Annotated in this window: 13 protein-coding genes; 6 read left to right on the top strand and 7 right to left on the bottom strand. The window is 41.8% G+C overall.

Annotated features, from left to right (window positions below; genetic code table 11):
• Window positions 1–161: 161 nt before the first annotated feature.
• A complete protein-coding gene (locus tag V7K15_RS09405) occupies window positions 162–938 on the bottom strand; it encodes an RNA polymerase sigma factor SigF (protein WP_334905084.1) in 777 nt (258 codons plus the stop codon).
• 791 nt (window positions 939–1,729) lie between these two features.
• Window positions 1,730–2,566 carry a photosystem II manganese-stabilizing polypeptide gene (locus V7K15_RS09400; RefSeq protein WP_334905083.1) on the bottom strand — a complete coding sequence of 279 codons (837 nt, stop codon included), beginning with the start codon at window positions 2,564–2,566 and terminating at the stop codon, window positions 1,730–1,732.
• 512 nt (window positions 2,567–3,078) lie between these two features.
• Between V7K15_RS09400 and V7K15_RS09395 the strand changes: the two genes are divergently transcribed.
• Both V7K15_RS09395 and V7K15_RS09390 read left to right on the top strand, forming a co-directional pair.
• Window positions 3,079–3,408 (top strand): hypothetical protein, encoded by a 330-nt coding sequence (locus V7K15_RS09395; protein WP_334905081.1) that lies wholly within the window; start codon window positions 3,079–3,081, stop codon window positions 3,406–3,408.
• 84 nt (window positions 3,409–3,492) lie between these two features.
• On the top strand, window positions 3,493–3,840 hold the full coding sequence (locus tag V7K15_RS09390; RefSeq protein ID WP_334905080.1) for a hypothetical protein: 348 nt from the start codon (window positions 3,493–3,495) through the stop codon (window positions 3,838–3,840).
• 148 nt (window positions 3,841–3,988) lie between these two features.
• Here V7K15_RS09390 and V7K15_RS09385 read toward each other — a convergent pair whose 3' ends face one another.
• The 3 genes from V7K15_RS09385 to V7K15_RS09375 all read right to left on the bottom strand — a co-directional run bounded on the left by V7K15_RS09385 (window position 3,989) and on the right by V7K15_RS09375 (window position 11,107).
• A complete protein-coding gene (locus V7K15_RS09385) occupies window positions 3,989–9,043 on the bottom strand; it encodes an nSTAND1 domain-containing NTPase (RefSeq protein WP_334905078.1) in 5,055 nt (1,684 codons plus the stop codon).
• Window positions 9,044–9,138: 95 nt separating this feature from the next.
• The gene (locus tag V7K15_RS09380) at window positions 9,139–10,470 is read right to left on the bottom strand and encodes a P-loop NTPase fold protein (protein WP_334905076.1); all 1,332 of its coding nucleotides are present in this window, start codon (window positions 10,468–10,470) and stop codon (window positions 9,139–9,141) included.
• Window positions 10,471–10,960: 490 nt separating this feature from the next.
• Window positions 10,961–11,107 (bottom strand): hypothetical protein, encoded by a 147-nt coding sequence (locus tag V7K15_RS09375; RefSeq protein WP_334905074.1) that lies wholly within the window; start codon window positions 11,105–11,107, stop codon window positions 10,961–10,963.
• 45 nt (window positions 11,108–11,152) lie between these two features.
• Here V7K15_RS09375 and V7K15_RS09370 point away from each other — a divergent pair, with 45 nt between their 5' ends.
• The 3 genes from V7K15_RS09370 to ftsZ all read left to right on the top strand — a co-directional run bounded on the left by V7K15_RS09370 (window position 11,153) and on the right by ftsZ (window position 14,375).
• Window positions 11,153–11,986 carry a cell division protein FtsQ/DivIB gene (locus tag V7K15_RS09370; protein WP_334905072.1) on the top strand — a complete coding sequence of 278 codons (834 nt, stop codon included), beginning with the start codon at window positions 11,153–11,155 and terminating at the stop codon, window positions 11,984–11,986.
• A 730-nt stretch (window positions 11,987–12,716) separates the two neighbouring features.
• Window positions 12,717–13,004: a hypothetical protein gene (locus tag V7K15_RS09365; RefSeq protein WP_334905071.1), complete on the top strand. Its 288-nt coding sequence runs from the start codon at window positions 12,717–12,719 to the stop codon at window positions 13,002–13,004.
• A 60-nt stretch (window positions 13,005–13,064) separates the two neighbouring features.
• Window positions 13,065–14,375, top strand: a complete 1,311-nt coding sequence (gene ftsZ / locus V7K15_RS09360) for a cell division protein FtsZ (RefSeq protein ID WP_334905069.1) — start codon at window positions 13,065–13,067, stop codon at window positions 14,373–14,375.
• A 776-nt stretch (window positions 14,376–15,151) separates the two neighbouring features.
• Here ftsZ and gshB read toward each other — a convergent pair.
• Window positions 15,152–16,111 (bottom strand): glutathione synthase, encoded by a 960-nt coding sequence (gshB, locus tag V7K15_RS09355; RefSeq protein WP_334905067.1) that lies wholly within the window; start codon window positions 16,109–16,111, stop codon window positions 15,152–15,154.
• Window positions 16,112–16,140: 29 nt separating this feature from the next.
• Here gshB and V7K15_RS09350 point away from each other — a divergent pair, with 29 nt between their 5' ends.
• Window positions 16,141–16,437 (top strand): transposase, encoded by a 297-nt coding sequence (locus V7K15_RS09350; protein ID WP_334905065.1) that lies wholly within the window; start codon window positions 16,141–16,143, stop codon window positions 16,435–16,437.
• Window positions 16,438–16,665: 228 nt separating this feature from the next.
• Here V7K15_RS09350 and grxC read toward each other — a convergent pair whose 3' ends face one another.
• Window positions 16,666–16,938, bottom strand: a complete 273-nt coding sequence (grxC, locus tag V7K15_RS09345; protein WP_334905063.1) for a glutaredoxin 3 — start codon at window positions 16,936–16,938, stop codon at window positions 16,666–16,668.
• Between the last annotated feature and the right edge of the window lie 232 nt (window positions 16,939–17,170).

The raw sequence follows: 17,170 nt of genomic DNA, 5'->3' as shown, positions 1-17,170 counted from the left end.
GCTGTTCTCAAAAGCCATTGGAAAATTTAAAAGTGGAAATCAACTTGCCTAAATTTGGACAAAGGCAAAGTATGTTCCCTTTATAACCTAATTTTTCACATTTCAAGGTTATTTTTAGCACTGCCTACCCAGCATAACTGCGGGTTGGTGTTTATTTGCAGTCAATCTTCTGCTACACCCATAAGCTCTTTCATCGAATCCAGACCTTTCTTGACTCTACGGGAAACCGTTACTACACTGATCCCTAGATGTGCTGCAACTTGTTTTTGGGTCAAATCTTGCAAAAACACACATTCCAACACATCGCGGGTGCGTTTTTCTAGCTGAAGCAATGCTTGTTGTAAGCGAAGTTGGTCTTCTTGTGCTAGTTGAAAGCTGCGATAGTGAGGATCTGGAACCATTTCTCCCAAACAAGTAGAGCCTTCTTCTCCGTCTTGGATTGGCACATCAAGACTCAAGGGAGCGCGATTGATCCATGCTAATTTAATTTCTTGCCATTCGTTTAGAGAAATTTCCAGTGCTGCTGCTAATTCCGAGTCGTTAGGTTGGCGATGATTTTTTTCACGCCAAGTACGTGAAACTCCTATTGCTTGCTGTTGTAGGGCTAACCACTTGCGAGGAATTCGCACCGTGACACCTTTATCTCGGAGATAGTGTTGAATTTCACCCCGAATATAGGGAAGAGCATAGGAACTGAAGGCGTGTCCCTTGGAAAGTTCAAATTTTTCAATAGCTCTGATTAAACCCAAACATCCAACCTGGAGCAAATCATCGTAGGTTTCATGACATTGATTCGTCCAGTAGTGAGCTTCTTTTCTCACAAGCCCAAAATTGAGTTCTACTAGTTGATTGCGGACTTTTTCTGACGGAGATTGCTGATATTCTCGCAACAACTGCCAAATTTCATGTTTTAGGTCGTTGGTGACTGTGGTAGGCATAGCACCCTATTTATTGAGCAAAGAAAGATTTAATTGTTCGCTTTTAAATTCAGCTGCGATCGCACGACATCTAAAGAGAATATCGTGCTATATTTCCTAGCAAATACTATGGTAGATAACAAAGTTTTTCTAGAAAAATCCTCTAGGTTGCTTGCCAATCGAGCAAAATTTAAATGGGCGAAATCGGTATTTAGTTGGTTATTTATCTTTGGGATGATCTGGAGTTTTTTTAGAACTGCATATAAACAAAATATAAAATTAATTACTAAATATCAAACCGAGATTGTACTTAATTTGAATTAATTAATGATGAAGTTAATTTAGAGAAACAAAACAAAATTACTCCGTATTTTGTTAGAGCAGCAAAAGTTGGATTTACAGTAAAATTACCTGTCTATTCAATTGGAATTTATCCAATCTTTAAAAATTACGAATAAAAATTAAAAAGTACTATGTATATTTATGCAAGCCAATAAAAAAAGGGCGAGATGCCCTTTGTTATACTTACAGCGCTTTTCAAGTAATTTAACTACGCTACTTTTTACTTATCAATTCCCCATCTCAGTCGTGGTCTAGATCCCTGAAAACTGCTGTAAGTACATAGATAGTCTTTTAGTCAACCGCCCCACCCACTCTTGGGTTAGGGCTTGTATGTAACTTTTCCTTATCTTTGTAAAAAAGTTATTTACCCTCGTGAAAAAAGAGGGTAAATAAGTTAACTTTTGTGATCAAGTCTGATACTTACAGAATTGTCGTTCTGAGTGCCAGTCAGTTGCGTTACTTCAGAGGATTTAGGCACGAGTTGGTTCAACCCGTCCATAAAATAGACCGCGAATCTTAACTTCTTTAGGTTCGCCAGCACCTAAATCTGTATCAGATGGCTGTTCGCTCTCGAAAGTACCAGCAATTTCACCAGTAGAGTTATCTACTTTGGCGATTCGCAGAGAAATCTTGCCATTGAGATTTTCAGCACGCTTGACGTTAGTGCGGGTAAGTTCTTCATCATCTGCTTGGGCGGGGAGAGCCACGGCATTATCGTAGCCACTGACGACACCACGACCTTTGGGATCTAAGAAGGCAGCACCACGATAGGAAGGAACTTTGAAGGTGCCTTCAAAGTCCGTGGAGGTGTTAATACTGGTCAAACTGGGTTGGCTTTGAGCAACCAAGTTTTTGATGGTAAACAGGAAAGGGACTCGCTCACCACCAGGAAGTTGCACAGTTATGGCTTGGAAGTCAAGACCATCAGTTTCCGCAAAGGTCAAGCTATTATCTGAGTTGATTTTTAGATTTCCTTGCACCTGATCAATGGTGGAAGTGTATCTGGTCAACAATTTGCCAGCAACAAATTCTGCTTCTTGGCGTTTATTAGCAGGTTCTTCTTTGATGAAGAAGCTAGTTGGTTCCAAGCAAAGTTCTTTGATGGCATAAGACTGGCTAGAATCAATGGGAATAGAACCACGGCTTGTTTCTGTTAGTTGGGGGCATTTATTAGCCAAACCAGTGCCGCGAATTTGATCGTAAGTGAGTACATCTCTACTGTTACTACTAGCAGGAGCATCACTACAAGCAGTTATTAGCCCCAGGCACAAAGCCAAGAATGCAACAATTAAAGCGCGATACCTCATGGTTAACCTCAATCTCAAAAATTAATAGATTTGTTGTAAAACTGCATCGAAGCTTTGATCTCTGATGAGAAGCCGCTACTCTGCGAAAAGCTATTTTTGGTCGGACACGGCTTTGCTCTGATTAAGAGAGTTGAAGCAAGTGTCCGGGCGTCTAGGTTATCAGCCGCAGCTCAAAATTTTCTGTTGCTAAACGTAGTCAAACGTTTCGCTCTCTTGAGCTTGGGGTATAAATCCCAGACTAAGTACTCGTCACCGTAAAAGGGGTTCGGAAACATTCAGACTTGATGTTGGGTTTCACTACGTTCTACCCAACCTACGAATGATTAAATTCCATACCCTTTTTGTGGTGTTCTGTACTAAGTAGCACACTGCATCCATTTTGGATGTGTGTCACGATGGGAGCAAAAAACCAGCAGTTTATACTGTTGGTGGCATTTGTGAGAGTTGGGCGGGTGGATGAGTAAGCCCCATACAAGCTGGCATAAGTGCTTGCCTCAAAGAGCGCGAAGAGGGTGTCTGCTTCGCAATTTGCTCTTGCCTATGGCAAAAGCGCCCTTGCCCAAGTCTTTTTGTATTATGTATGTGATGCCACTACATACAGCCCATTGTTTGATGGGCAAATCAGCCAGATCATACGATTTTTTTTAACTCAAAATCAAAGTACTCTTAATCAAAAAAGTCTCGTCCTGATCACATCTAGCTGCTGTGGAGGCTATGGTAAAGGTTACTACGCTCTTTTAGGAGCGATCACAATTGCTTTTGATAAAGATACAAATCTAGTTATATTCACCCCTACTAGGGCTAATCAGAGGATGCGGGGACAGGAGGACAAGGCTGATTAGAGGAATTTAGACTGACAAGCTAGGGAAAATTAAAAATCTCCGGTAAATTTGAGTTGATCTCATTATTTATACGGAAAGGGTGGCATGAACAATAATAAAAATGTTGAATCAGGAGAGTTGTCTTGTAAGGAGCAAGCGATCGCCACTGTGGTGTATGATGCTGTTCAGGGTTGTGAAGGCGATACTGTAGCTCTTTTGGCTTTGCTGCGGCAATTGGAGCAGTTACACCGAGAAATCCGGGATGGGGTTTTTCAAGAGAGTTTACCTGTTAACCGTCGGCAACTCTACTCACTACTGAAAGATATTGAGTCTAAGGGAGGCTGGCCTTACATTGAGCGGATGAGACTACAAAGATTTTTAGCGAATTTGTCACAAGAGGCTCCCGAAGAAAATAGCCATGAGGTATTGGAGAGCGATCGCTCAGACGGCTGATTATTTTCTAGCTCGGAATTAACAACTCTGTTCGCCTCATCAACCGCTAAACCAAGAGCGGTTGCTGATTGAGGCTTTAATATAATTCGTAATTCGTAATTCGTAATTTGTAATTCGTAATTCGTAATTCGTAATTTGTAATTCGTAATTAAAAAGGGTTTTTAGTAGTTATGCCTTCACAAAGAAGGCGATCGCCCTTCTCCAGATTGCGGTTGTGCTTGAGGTAATCGGCTACCCAGTCGCAACCACGAACAAGCAGATGATCAAGATTTAAATTCCACAGAATTATCGTCTTGTCATCACTAGCTGATGCTAATGTCTGACCATCTGGGCTAAAACTGACACTTAATACCGCAGCACGATGCCCATTGAGACTTTTAATTAATTTGCCGTCACGACTCCAAAGTTTCACTGTACTATCCCAACTGGCGGCGGCGAGTAATTCCCCGTTGGGGCTGAAAGTCACGGCATTAACACTATCGCTGTACCCTTTTAATAAGGTTTTTAACAACGTCCCATCCCGTCGCCACAGTTTCACGGTGTTATCCCAACTCGCAGAAGCCAATAACTCGTCAGTGGGATTAAAGCTGACACCCATCACCCAGCTGTCATTGGGCGAAAAAGTTTTGAGCAAAGTACCATCCCGACGCCAAAGTTTAACAGTTCGGTCATCACTGGCAGAGGCTAAAACCTGACCATCATGGCTGAAGTTGACGCTATTTACCCAACCCTGATGCCCCAGTAAGGTTTTGAGCAATTTGCCCTGACGGTTCCAAAGTTTCACTGTTTTATCTTTGCTAGCTGATGCCAAAAGCTGACCATCAGGACTGAAATTCACGCTCATCACACTATCAGTATGTCCGTAGAGAGTCATGATTAAAGTACCGTCCAGCCGCCAAAGTTTCACTGTTTTGTCAAAACTTCCTGAGGCCAGCATTTCACCTTTGGGGTCAAAACTGACACTAGGAACTTGATTTCTATGCCCCACTAAAGTTTTGTAAAGTCGGGTTTTAACCTCGCCATTACTAGTGTATCGTTGCCAAAGTTTGACAGTGCGATCGCTACTACCAGAAGCTAGCATCTGACCGTCGGAACTCCAAGCAACGCTCAAAACTCGCTTGCGATGCCCTTGAAGAATAGACGGTGTTGGCGCATCTAAACTCCATAGTTTCACGCTTTTGTCGAAACTTCCTGAAGCCAGCAATTTGTTATTTGGACTGAAAGCTACGCTGACAACAGCATCGCTGTGTCCTTTAAAGGTTTTGAGTAAAGTACCAGTGATACTCCAAAGGTTTATGGTTTTGTCTTCACTTGCGGAAGCTAACTTTTTACTATCGGAACTAAAGCTCAAACTCCACACTGTATTACTATGGTGTCGTAAAGTTTTGTAAGGACGAAAGTCAAAACCGTTTTTAGTGTTGTTACTTTCCCTGAGCCAAAGTTCCACTGTCTGATCTCTACCTGTTGAGGCCAAAAATTTACCGTCTGGGCTGAAAACAGCCACAGTTACACCCTGCTGATGACCTTGCAAAGTTGTCACGAGGCTACCGTCCCGTCGCCAGATTTTCACTGTTTTGTCGTCGCTGGCTGAGGCGATGAATTGACCATCGGGACTGAAGTTTACCCAGTTAACCCACCCTCGATGTCCTCTGAGTATTTTTACTAAGCTGCCGTCTTTGCGCCAGAGTTTTACGGTTGTATCCTTACTACCAGTAGCTAACAACTCCCCATCAGGACTGAAATTAACGCTATAAACCCAATCCCCATGTCCTTTTAGGGTTTTATATGGCTTGGGGTCAAATTCACCTGTAACCGGGTTTTTATGCCAGATTTGCACTGTTTTGTCGAGGCTGGCGGAGGCTAGGGTTTGACCATCAGGGCTAAAACTTACACAGGTGACAGCATCAGTATGACCTTTGAGGGTTTGGAGTAAGGTTCCGTCAGGACGCCAAAGTTTCACCGTCTGATCTCGGCTACCTGATGCTAGCAACCGACCATCTGGGCTGAAAGTTACTCCCCAGACAATATCCGTGTGCCCTTCCAGTCGGTTAACCTCTGTTACCCCATAAACTGCCTGTTGCAGGGCAGTCACCACCCGCATTCGGGTATCTGGTTCCACTCCATCTCCCTGTTTAAGTCCTCTCCAAGCCCGCAAACCTTCTAATAGGGCATCAAACTCTTTATTAGACGCAAACAAAGCTTCGCTAGCAGCAGCGATCGCACTAATTTTAAAGTTGGTTTCACTGTGTTCAGCTCGTAGAGTTTGGCGAATTGCTGCTCTTTTTTGCAAGTCGGCTTGCCACCATAATGCTGCGATTGTTCCCCCCATGATTGCCAGGATTGCGCCTGCAATCCGTGCTTCCTGCAGTCGCCGTTGCAACACCAAATTGAGTTGCTGTTGACTAACTTTTTGGCCTACTTCAGCTCTATTTTTTTCAAGTTTGATTTTTTCTAATTCGGCGACCATACCATAATTGTTCTTTTGGCGAATTGGTTCAACTAAATAATCGTGAACCAACTGGTAGCGATCGCCTAACTTTTCTCTGATTTGCAACACCAACCCTGAACCCACTAATATTTCTAAAATCAGTTCCCCAACGGTGTCAAAGCTTGATATTGTATCTATATGAGTATTATTAACTAATGCCGCCGCTAAATCAGCTTTAGTTTTTAACGGTCGCCTCCCCTTTTGATCAGTTAATTCAAATAATAATTTCCAACTTAACTCTTCGTTTTCCTGACCGCAGTCTTTGATAACTTCCCCAAGCCAGCGTTCCACCAATTTTGTCGAGCCACCGCAAAGTTTATACTGTCCGAGTGTGGTAATGTTTTCTGTTTGTAGTTGAGCACCGACTATTTGTAATTCAATTGGATGTACTTCGTCTTGTTCTCCTGTCAAATCCTCTACTAATCGGTTAATTAATTCCTCATTCAGTTTATAATGTGAACGTTGAGTGAGACTGTGAATTATGGCTTTAGCATCCTGGCTAGAGAAATTTCCTAAATAGTAGCGGATGTCCTTATCAAGAATATTTTTATTAATTACGCCTAAATCATATAATCTTGTACTATTTTTCTGGCTCAAACGTTCAAATTCTAATAAATGATGTAAATAATCTTCTCTTAATGAAAGAATAATTTTGACAAATGAAATATTTAAACATTCACTAAAAAATTTATAAAATTCTATTCTTTGTGTAGAAGGATTAGTAATGAAAAAAAACTCTTCAAACTGGTCTAATATAATAATTATTGTATAATTGCGCTCAGATGCTAACCGAATCTTTTCTAGCAGCATAGTAGCTGTAGAGCCAAGATTAACCGATATTCCTGTGTATGCAAACTCTTGATTTATACTGTTTATGAAGATTGTAATCCAATCAGTATAAACAGACAAAACAATAGGTATATGAATGCGTTCACCGATAACTTTTCCCTTAAGTGCTGGAACTAAACCAGCTTTGAGAATTGAACTTTTACCTACACCTGATGGCCCATAAATTACTGTGAGTTTGTAGTCAGCGCGGGCAATTCTTTCAATTAAACGATTGACATCTTGTTGACGTCCAGAAGCAGATATTTCTTGGGCAATTTCTTCAGGAATAAACGGTGTTTTTTGAGGTTCTAGTACTGGGTTAATTCTGGGGCGTTGCGGCTGCAATTGACTTGCCCCGATGAAGGCACGCAAGCCATACTGATGTTCTATTTTAATTTTTTCTTGCTTCAGCTTAAAGGCTTCTGTATAGTCATGACGCTCAAAAAAGTGAAGCGATCGCAGTTCCTCTAAAATCTCTAAGTAAAGTGATGGCTCATGTTGTAGCTCACAAACTACTCTCGCCCATTCCAGGTTATTGATAGCTTCCTCCCACTTACCCAGATGCTGCTGTGCACGTGCTAGCAAGAGAAGATACCAACTTTCTTGTCGTCGTTTTCGCCAAGCATCTCGGAGACAAACTTCTGTTGGTTCTTCAGAGATAGAAAGTGCTGTATTCGCTAATTCATGAGCCAGTACCCAATTCGACTCAGAAGCCGCCACATTTGCCAAAAAACCATAATCTTCAGCAATTTGTGCCGGAGTTCCATAAGTTTTATGTAGATGTAATGACTTTTGAGCTAATTCTTTTAAGTCATCCCAGGCTTGTAAGCATTGCAGCATTTGACAAGCAGGTAAAATAAATTTAGCAACTAAGTCTTCTCTTTTTAGCTCTTCCAATAGCTCCAAGCATTGTTTAAACCACGAGAGAGCATTTTGGCAATAGCTACTATTAGTATTCTGGTATAAGTCTGCCATTCGTTGATAACACAGCCCCAGGTGGAATACGACTATTGCTTTATTGAGTAAAGACGAGGAAGGGGTAGAGTGAGGATATGAAAGGAGGAAAGAAGAATTATTCACCGACTCTGCTACTCTCCTTTCTTCCTGCTGCCATAATAGTAGGCTTCTTTGATAATTGGCTAAAGCGCCATTAATTTGATTGTTGGCGTATTTATCTCGCCCTAACATAAATTCTAAACTAGCTTCTAATCTTAGTGTTAATTGAAGTCCGTACAGGCGCAGCAAATCATTACGGGCTGATTCTATTTCTTCGTAATGGTGTTGGGACTTGGGAACTAAATCTAGGAAAGTATTAGATAATAATGTTTCGGGATCTGCTTCTAAAACGTTGGCAAGTACAGATTCTGCCTTTTGACGGATCAAAGTAAATAAATCTGCTTTTGCCATTTCAAATTTAATAGTGGTTACAGCCCAGCTTTTGAAATCAGGCGCTAATCTTGAAAGTAATGATGCCACTTCATCTTCTAGCCAGAACACTACTGGAAATGGAAAAGTTGCGGCATAGATATCTCGTGCTTGGTTGATGCCTGTAAGTAAGTTTTTCAGGTCAGTAGTTGACTCAATACCGAAAATCATCACAGCAGATGGCAAAGAGTCTGTAAGGACAGCAGGATTATCTAAAGATAGTTCTGATATTATTCTGCTATGTAAAGAAGTAGTTGATGCCTTGAGAACGATTTCTCTGATATTAATGTCCTTGCTGATGGAGCGAATATTTTCTAACATTTGCTCACGTAATCGCCTATAGTTACATCGAATTAAAATCAGAGCAAACTGACCTTCAGAAAGCGCGATCGCTCTAATTAGTCTTTGCAAATTCTGCTGATTTTCTTTGGTATAGACACCTAGCTGCTTGTGATTATTCATTTGTTATTGGGCATGGGGTATAGGGCATTAGGTATTGGGTATTGGTCATTCGGTTAATAACGAATGACTAATGACAATTGACTCACCCAGGACTGTTACTTGTTTTCTTGCCAAGTCAAAACTTTTCTTGTTTCTGCTAAGGCTGGACTGATGCCAAACCAACGCCCCAGAGAATCACGATATTCAAACAGATACATGCTTCTTAGTAAGCTCTGATAGTCAGACTCACCTTTAACTCTCTGCTGCTGCACTACTTCAAACAATAATTCCCACTGCGATTCATCAATAGCTAATAGCAGATCGTCGCGGTAGTCCTTAATCACGGCTTCTAAGCAGTCCTTAGAAAAAGGTGGATCTTGTCGTTGTAGGCAGCTATAAAGTAAACCCAATAAGTTACGAATGTGACCACCACTAACGCGACATAGACGATCCAAAGTTTGGGAATGATCGAATAATTCTGTAATTAATAAAAGCCTTTCATTCAAAGGAACTTCTGGAAAAGCTCTTGCTAGAACTAACTGGCGCACTAGTGACATCCCTGGTTCGTAGTCACTCCCATCTCTTTGCCGCACTAATACCATCGGCAGTACTTTTGGCGCAATCCCTCCCCCCAAACGATTTTTCAGTGTCTCGTACTCATTGGAAAAAATTAACGTTAGGGGAATTGTGTAAACTAGGTGGCATTTGAGGCGGCGTAACTGTTCACCTCGGTCGATGAAAAGATATTCTGGTTGCGATCGCCCCGATGCTAAGGGACGCATATCCACTCGATCCAAATTATCTACAATCACTACCAGTCCTTTTTGACCCCGCAGCTTTAGCTGTTCAACAGCCTTTTCTAAAATTTCTTCGTTAATCGCTTGCAAAATACTATTGGTGCGTGGTTCCAGATATTGCCTCAGTTGATTACGCATCTGGGTGCTATCTTTGGTTTTGGCAGTAATTTTGGCAATACCCAAGGACAACTCTGCTTGTCCAGAAAGCTCTATGGGGGTTTGCAAAAAATCGCCTACTTCTTTAAGCAAATTGGTAAAGTAACCAGCTTTGAGTTTGATGCTAATGCCTTCTAAACTGGCACTGACTTGACGCGCTACACTCAGCAAAATATCGCTGACATCAATATCTGCCATGTCTAAGTCTTGACTGGACTCAAAATAAACCACATGAAATCCTGCCACTTCCAGTTCTGTCTTCAGGCGCTGCAATTCCGTTGACTTACCGCAGCCAATATGGCCTGTAAATAACTGGCAGGTTGGCTCATCAGGAGAAATCCGAACAATAGTCCGTTGCAATTCTTCCACAATCTTGCAACCACGTACATCAGCAAAATCTATGTAATACTGCCGATCTAGGACGTTACTTGTATTTAGCGTGTAGCTGGGGTTACATGCTTTATAAAAACGTGATAAGTTTAATGTCGTTTTCATGTATCTAGATATGTATGTAGATGCAGTTTAATTCGTGTTTTTATACAAGTAATCTCTGTAAGAGATGCAAGTATGAGATTAACTTGCAAGTTGCTAGTGTCTTACAAGCGACAGCACTTGGCGCAGGATCACTGTCAGTAGTATGGTAGAGATTTAATTGACCCTAATCACAGACAAGCATATCTGTCCTTAATTTTTACACCTGTTATTCAGGTTTTGACAATCTCTAGCTTTTGTTTGACCTGCCACAAACCTTTAAGGCTTAGGAAATCAGTAAAAAAAGCTACAACCTAACCCAGATATCAGTTTGTCTAGCTGATGAGTGGAACTAGTATGAATTATAGCAAAGTATACAGAGATATAGAAATATTTATATACCATCTTAGATTCTATCTGTCAAGAAAATAAAATCCTAAACATCTAAATTAATATTTTGTAATCTTTAGAGAAAAAAGCTTCAAAAATAACTTGTCAAAAAGACTACAGTCAGTTAAAAATGGACACCGGAAACTTTAATCGGAACGATCGCTAGCGCCATAATCATTGTGTAGTTAGTGTAAAGTGTTACTAAAAATAAAAAAGTCTTGAGGAGATCGACTAACAGATGCCAACACGGGTTAGTGAAATTAATCATCATCCGATCGCGTCCAGGAATTTAGATTGCAACCAGAAAGGGGTTTGAATGGCTGGCATAATATCAGTTTCGCGCACGAATCTAGCCCAGCGTCGTCAGAAATTACGTCGGCGGCGGCGGATAAGAATTATTCAGGCTATTTGGCGAACCTTTGCAATTATTGGTTTGGCGGGTGGATTGCTATGGGTGTTACTCCAACCAGTGTGGATGCTAAAAGCTCCTAAACAAATAGTGATGAAATCAGGCAATAAATTACTGTCGGATGAAACAGCTCAGTCGCTGTTAGTGCTATCTTACCCTCAGTCTTTGTGGCGGATTGAACCGTCAGCGATCGCTAACTCTTTGAAGAAACAACCAACTATTGCCGAAGCGATCGTCAGACGCCGCCTGTTTCCTCCTGGGTTAACCATTGAAATCCAAGAACGAGTACCTGTAGCGGTGACTCAAACACTTAGCAATAAAAAAGTAACAATCGGTTTACTAGATGCAAGTGGAGTCTGGATGCCTTTAGAAAAATATACATCACTGAATCCCACGAGCAAATTACCTAATCTCAGAGTAATTGGATCCTCAAAACAATACTGCCTCTACTGGACTCAACTTCATCAAGCTGTCAGCCAAAGTCCGGTGGAAGTGATGGAAATTGATTGTCGAAATCCAACCAATTTAATTTTGAAAACAGAACTAGGAAATGTGCATCTCGGCGTTCCAAGCCCCCAGGTGTCGGAACAAATTAAGGTACTTGGGCAAATGCGCCATTTAGCAGCAAAAGTCGATTCCGGCCAAATAGAGTATATTGATCTGAAAAATCCCGAATTCCCTTTAGTACAAATGAACCAAAAAGACCAAAAATTAACTCTCAAAATCCCTAAAAACATCTAGTATGTTTAATGTATTGATAGCTCTTAGTAAATTAAGAAGCTTTATGCTGATAAATATATTTATTATTTTCAGTTTTCCGGTAAACTGCACGAAAATCGGCATTAACTTCTAATTAAAATGAGAAGATCAATCATAAAATCTCCATTGCCAGTCAAACAATCTGAATTGTTACCCTAACATCTAATAGTAAGGTGCAAGATGTCGGACAATCTAATCATGGTCTATGGCGTGCAAAACGCCTTCTGCCCATAGATTATTTGACTAAACCCAGTGCCCAAAAGAGAAAAATGCTTGAGTTTTTCATAATTGCTCAGACTCAGGAACAGAGGGCACTGATCAGAACGGTTAACGCCGCCATCCAAGTGCAGAGCCAAAAACGCTCTGGCTTTGGTCTGTTGAGGACACTTCCAAAAACAGTTTACCGAAGTTTGAATCTATAAGGGTATCGCCCAAAGTTGCGTAAGCATTGCTTCTGGGCAATCAGGTTGGACTACTCTGTGCCGTAATTCCTATTGGGTGAGGAAAGAAACATCTTTGAAAATCTTGATTTGTTGACCGCACTAGTGAGGGTTTTCGTAGAATAGACTATTCCTGCAACAAAGTGTCCATTAAGACCCCCCAAAAAACAAGTTAATCAGGTATAGTCTGACAAGTAAATTCTTGCTGACTTTCAGCTTCAGGATAAGTAAGTAGAACGTAAGTTTTGTGTCTAAAGTTGCAATCATCCCCAATGGTGAAACCTATTAACAATATTATTATTGAGACAGAGAAGAGGCGCTATAGTATGTCTTTAGAAGTTATGCCCTCCGCCCATAAGAATGAAGAGATTGATGTCTGGTTGAAGTTATACAGGTCACTTTTAGATAAATGTAGGTATACTTCTCTAGAATTGGCTGTGCGATCGGCTGTGTTAAAAGCTTATCCCATAGCAAATTTTCGCCCTGCCAATTCTGTTAGGCTTGGCAGTAGTGAAAACAATAAAGAACAGTTCCATAGTATTGTGGCACTGTCAAACTAAAGTTGACTCTGAGGTGAATAACACCTGAAAAAGTCGTTTATCTACCCTTTCACAAATCCAATGACACTTGATAATAACCAAGGACTTACCTATAAAAATTCCCAATCTGCGGGACAGCCGGGATTCTCTCTGGCAGTTAACTCGACTAATCCCTTTAATAACTCTGGGCTGAACTTCGGACAAAATCACGATAATAAGAAGGTTTCTCCAGAAAATAGCCGAATTGGCGAGATTGTTCCTGGTCGGGTCGCCAACATCAAAGTGATTGGTGTCGGTGGTGGTGGTGGCAATGCTGTTAACCGGATGATCGATTCTGATGTATCTGGGGTAGAGTTTTGGTCAATTAACACTGATGCCCAAGCTCTTACCTTAGCTGGCGCTCCAAGTCGATTGCAAATTGGACAGAAGCTAACACGGGGTTTAGGAGCAGGTGGTAATCCTGCCATCGGTCAAAAGGCAGCGGAGGAATCACGAGACGAAATTGCTACAGCTTTGGAGGGTGCAGACCTAGTATTTATCACTGCTGGTATGGGCGGTGGTACTGGGACGGGTGCAGCCCCGATTGTGGCAGAAATAGCCAAAGAAATGGGCGCTCTTACTGTTGGTGTGGTAACACGTCCATTTGTGTTTGAGGGACGCCGCCGCACCAGCCAAGCGGAACAAGGTATTGAAGGACTAAAAAGTAGGGTAGATACGCTGATCATTATCCCTAACAACAAACTGCTGGAAGTGATCCCGGAACAAACACCTGTACAAGAAGCTTTTCGCTATGCAGATGATGTGCTGCGTCAAGGGGTGCAAGGTATTTCTGATATCATCACGATCCCCGGCTTGGTAAACGTTGACTTTGCTGATGTCCGAGCTGTGATGGCAGATGCGGGATCGGCGTTGATGGGAATTGGAGTGAGTTCTGGAAAATCTAGAGCTAGAGAAGCTGCGATAGCAGCTATTTCTTCACCATTACTAGAATGTTCTATTGAAGGTGCTAGAGGAGTTGTATTTAATATTACTGGTGGTACTGACCTGACTTTGCATGAAGTGAATGCTGCCGCAGAAGCAATCTATGAAGTAGTTGATCCCAACGCCAATATTATTTTTGGGGCCGTAATTGATGACAGACTCCAAGGTGAGGTAAGAATTACTGTAATTGCCACTGGGTTTACAGGTGAAGCGCAAGCAGTAGTACAACAAAGCGTGGCTAACGTTCGGGTAGCACCTAATACTACAAAGCGACCAACAACACCGCAACCCGCAGTTAACTCCCCAACCCCAACACCAACCCCAACACCAACTCCAACTCCAGAACCAAAAGAAAAACCTGGATTGGACATACCTGATTTTCTGAAAAACCGACGTACACCAAGGAATTAAAAGATTTGAGATTTTAGATGAAATTAGCAGTCTCAGGTCAAGCTGAACGCTGTATAAAATCTGCCAGTTCCACCAGGTTTTACCAAGGGTAGGGGTAAGCAATGTGTTGCCATCCCCGATTTTGCTAATTGGTAAAAAATTCGTTAACGCTACTTTATAGAATGAATTTGGGCAGGAGTTTGCTGGTTCGCATGTCCAGCTATGCTTTTGTCACAAAAAAACAGGAAGACCTGCCCAATTACGATTGCTGTAACTACGCCCGTTGTAGATATCGCTACATCTACCTTCGCTCAAAAAGAGCGGAAATTTAGAAAAAACACCACTTGTATTCATTCCCAGTGTTGGTTAAGTTGTTTAATCAACACTGTAAACCAGAATAAGCACGTGATATAGCCAGAAGGAAACCCATGTAAGCCGAAAGCTGTCGGTTCAGTGTGAGCTTCTGAACTCTCTACTGATAGCGTAGTGTTAGCGAGTCTGCGCGTACCCCTACAATACAAGCAAGCTACGCGCAGCGTCTGATAGAGAGCGTCTTGAAGACCACTTAATTTTTAATAGTCCTTAGTTGTGCATGAGTACATTCTGGACAATCTATCTAGATACATGGATGATATTTTTTGTCAATGCGTAAGTACTAGGTAGCCCTTTCAAGGTGGTGAAATTTGGAACGAAGATTGGTTATTTCGACCTTTAAAAATCCCCAAATCTGAGTGCAGGATTCAAGGTGGTAGCACTGGAACAACGTATCTTCGTTTGTCACCTTGAAAGGGCTAGTACTAGGTTTGTTCAATCCATTGAATAATTTGATAACCAAGGCGAGTACCATCTAGGCGATCAATCTCACGAATTCCGGTGGGACTGGTGACGTTAACTTCAGTTAGGTAGCCACCGATAACGTCAATACCCACAAAAATTAAGCCGTCTTGGCGTAAGCGTTCGGCCATTTGGGTACAGATTTCATGCTCTCTTGGGGTAATTTCAGTTTGAGCAACTGTGCCACCAGTTGCCATATTATTGCGAAAATCAGTTCCACTAGAGAGGCGATTGAGGGCACCAATCGGTTCGCCATTGAGTAGGATAATTCGCTTATCTCCCTCTTTTGCCTCTGGTAGATAGGTTTGCACCATTACAGGCACTCGACCTTGGAGGGTACTGAGTTCGACAATGGAGTTAAAATTGCGATCGCCTGATTGCAAAAACAAAATTCCTTCCCCAGCTTTGTTACCCAGTGGTTTGAGAATCGCAGCTCCCTTTGCTTCGACAAATTGCCGGATAAACTGCTTATCAGCACTGACAATCGTTTCTGGAATCGCTTTGGTAAACTGGAGGGCGTACATTTTCTCATTTGCCCCTCGGATACCACTAGGACTGTTAATCACCAGGGTTTTATTTTGGTCAATGTAATCCAGAATGTAGGTGGCATAGAGATAGGAATCATTAACGGGTGGATCTGTCCGCATAAATACGGCATCCATTGTATCTAAAGAAGTCAAGCAGCGCTCGCTCAACTTATACCAAGGATTCACCGCTACCCAGCGTCCCTCCACCAACTGCACTGGTACAAGTTCGACTTGCTGTAGGACAGCCCAAGCTTTGCTCTCCACCACACTCAGCAGATTTACCTGAGTTACCCAAACTTCGTGTCCCAAGCTTTGCGCTGCTTCGATCAGGGCAATGCTGGTATCATGACACGGGTCAAGCTGATGGATGGGATCAATGATAAAAGCTAGTTTCACCCTTTATACCTCAATCACCAAGAAATTAAATGGTTATTCAATTATTATCGAAAAAATGGTCAGGGAAAATCTATGTTGAAGTTAATAGGTTCTTCCCCAGTTCAAAAACTTGTAGTAACTGTCTGCATCAAGTAGATAACATCAGCTTAAATATTCGTAGTTGGCAATGTCCTAAATGTAAAACTTTGCATGACAAGGATATTAACGCCGCCGTGAATATCAAAAATGAAGGTTTAGGACTTTTAGCGAGAGGGCATCTCGCTACCGCTTCTGGACAACGTGTAAGACCATCTTTTGGCACTGCTTTTAGAGGCAACGTTGGATGAAGGAAGAATCCTCGTACCAATAGGCGCGAGGAGTTGTCAACTCTTCATGCTCACCAATTGAGGTATATGTGTAGTGCTGAGTAGAACCTGGAGGGTAAAGTCTTGTGGACAGATATCGCTTTTGTCGGATAAAAGCCCCTAGAGAAGGCAGCGCGTTGTTTTTCCATTGTAGCGACTGCCGTGTAATTTGCAGCGGCTTGTCGCTAGCGATCGCAAAACTTTCTGAACCTACACGCTATTGCTAGAAGTTAATAGCTCATCCAGCTTGCCTTGACTATCTAAAGCGTGGATATCATCACAACCACCTATATGATGATCATTGATAAAAATTTGCGGTAAAGAGCGCCCTCCATTTGCCCTTTGAGCCATTTTATTTCTGGCTGCCTCATCTCCATCAATGCTGTATTCGATAAATTCAACTCCCTTGTTCTTCAGCAAACTTTTGGCACGAATGCAAAACGGGCAAGTCCTCCAAGTGTAAATTTCTACTTTTGCAGCCATGATGTCCTCAATTTGATTTAATACTTCTTAATTTTAGAACTTTGCAACTGACTCTGACTGCACTTATACCGTTTTGACTTTATCTTCAGAAATGCCTAAATGGGTTTGCATAAATAAAGGTTAGTTAACAAAATATGAAATCTAGGGCGTGTCATCAATTAAGCCAGATAACAGTAGCAGCAAGATAAATTGCACCAAGAAAGTTTATTGCTCGCTTATCATAACGTGTAGC

Source organism: Nostoc sp. (assembly GCF_036919815.1).
In the GTDB taxonomy this organism is placed as follows: Bacteria; Cyanobacteriota; Cyanobacteriia; order Cyanobacteriales; family Nostocaceae; genus Nostoc.
Note: the sequence above shows the minus strand (reverse complement) of the source record. Positions and strands in the feature narration are given on the sequence as shown.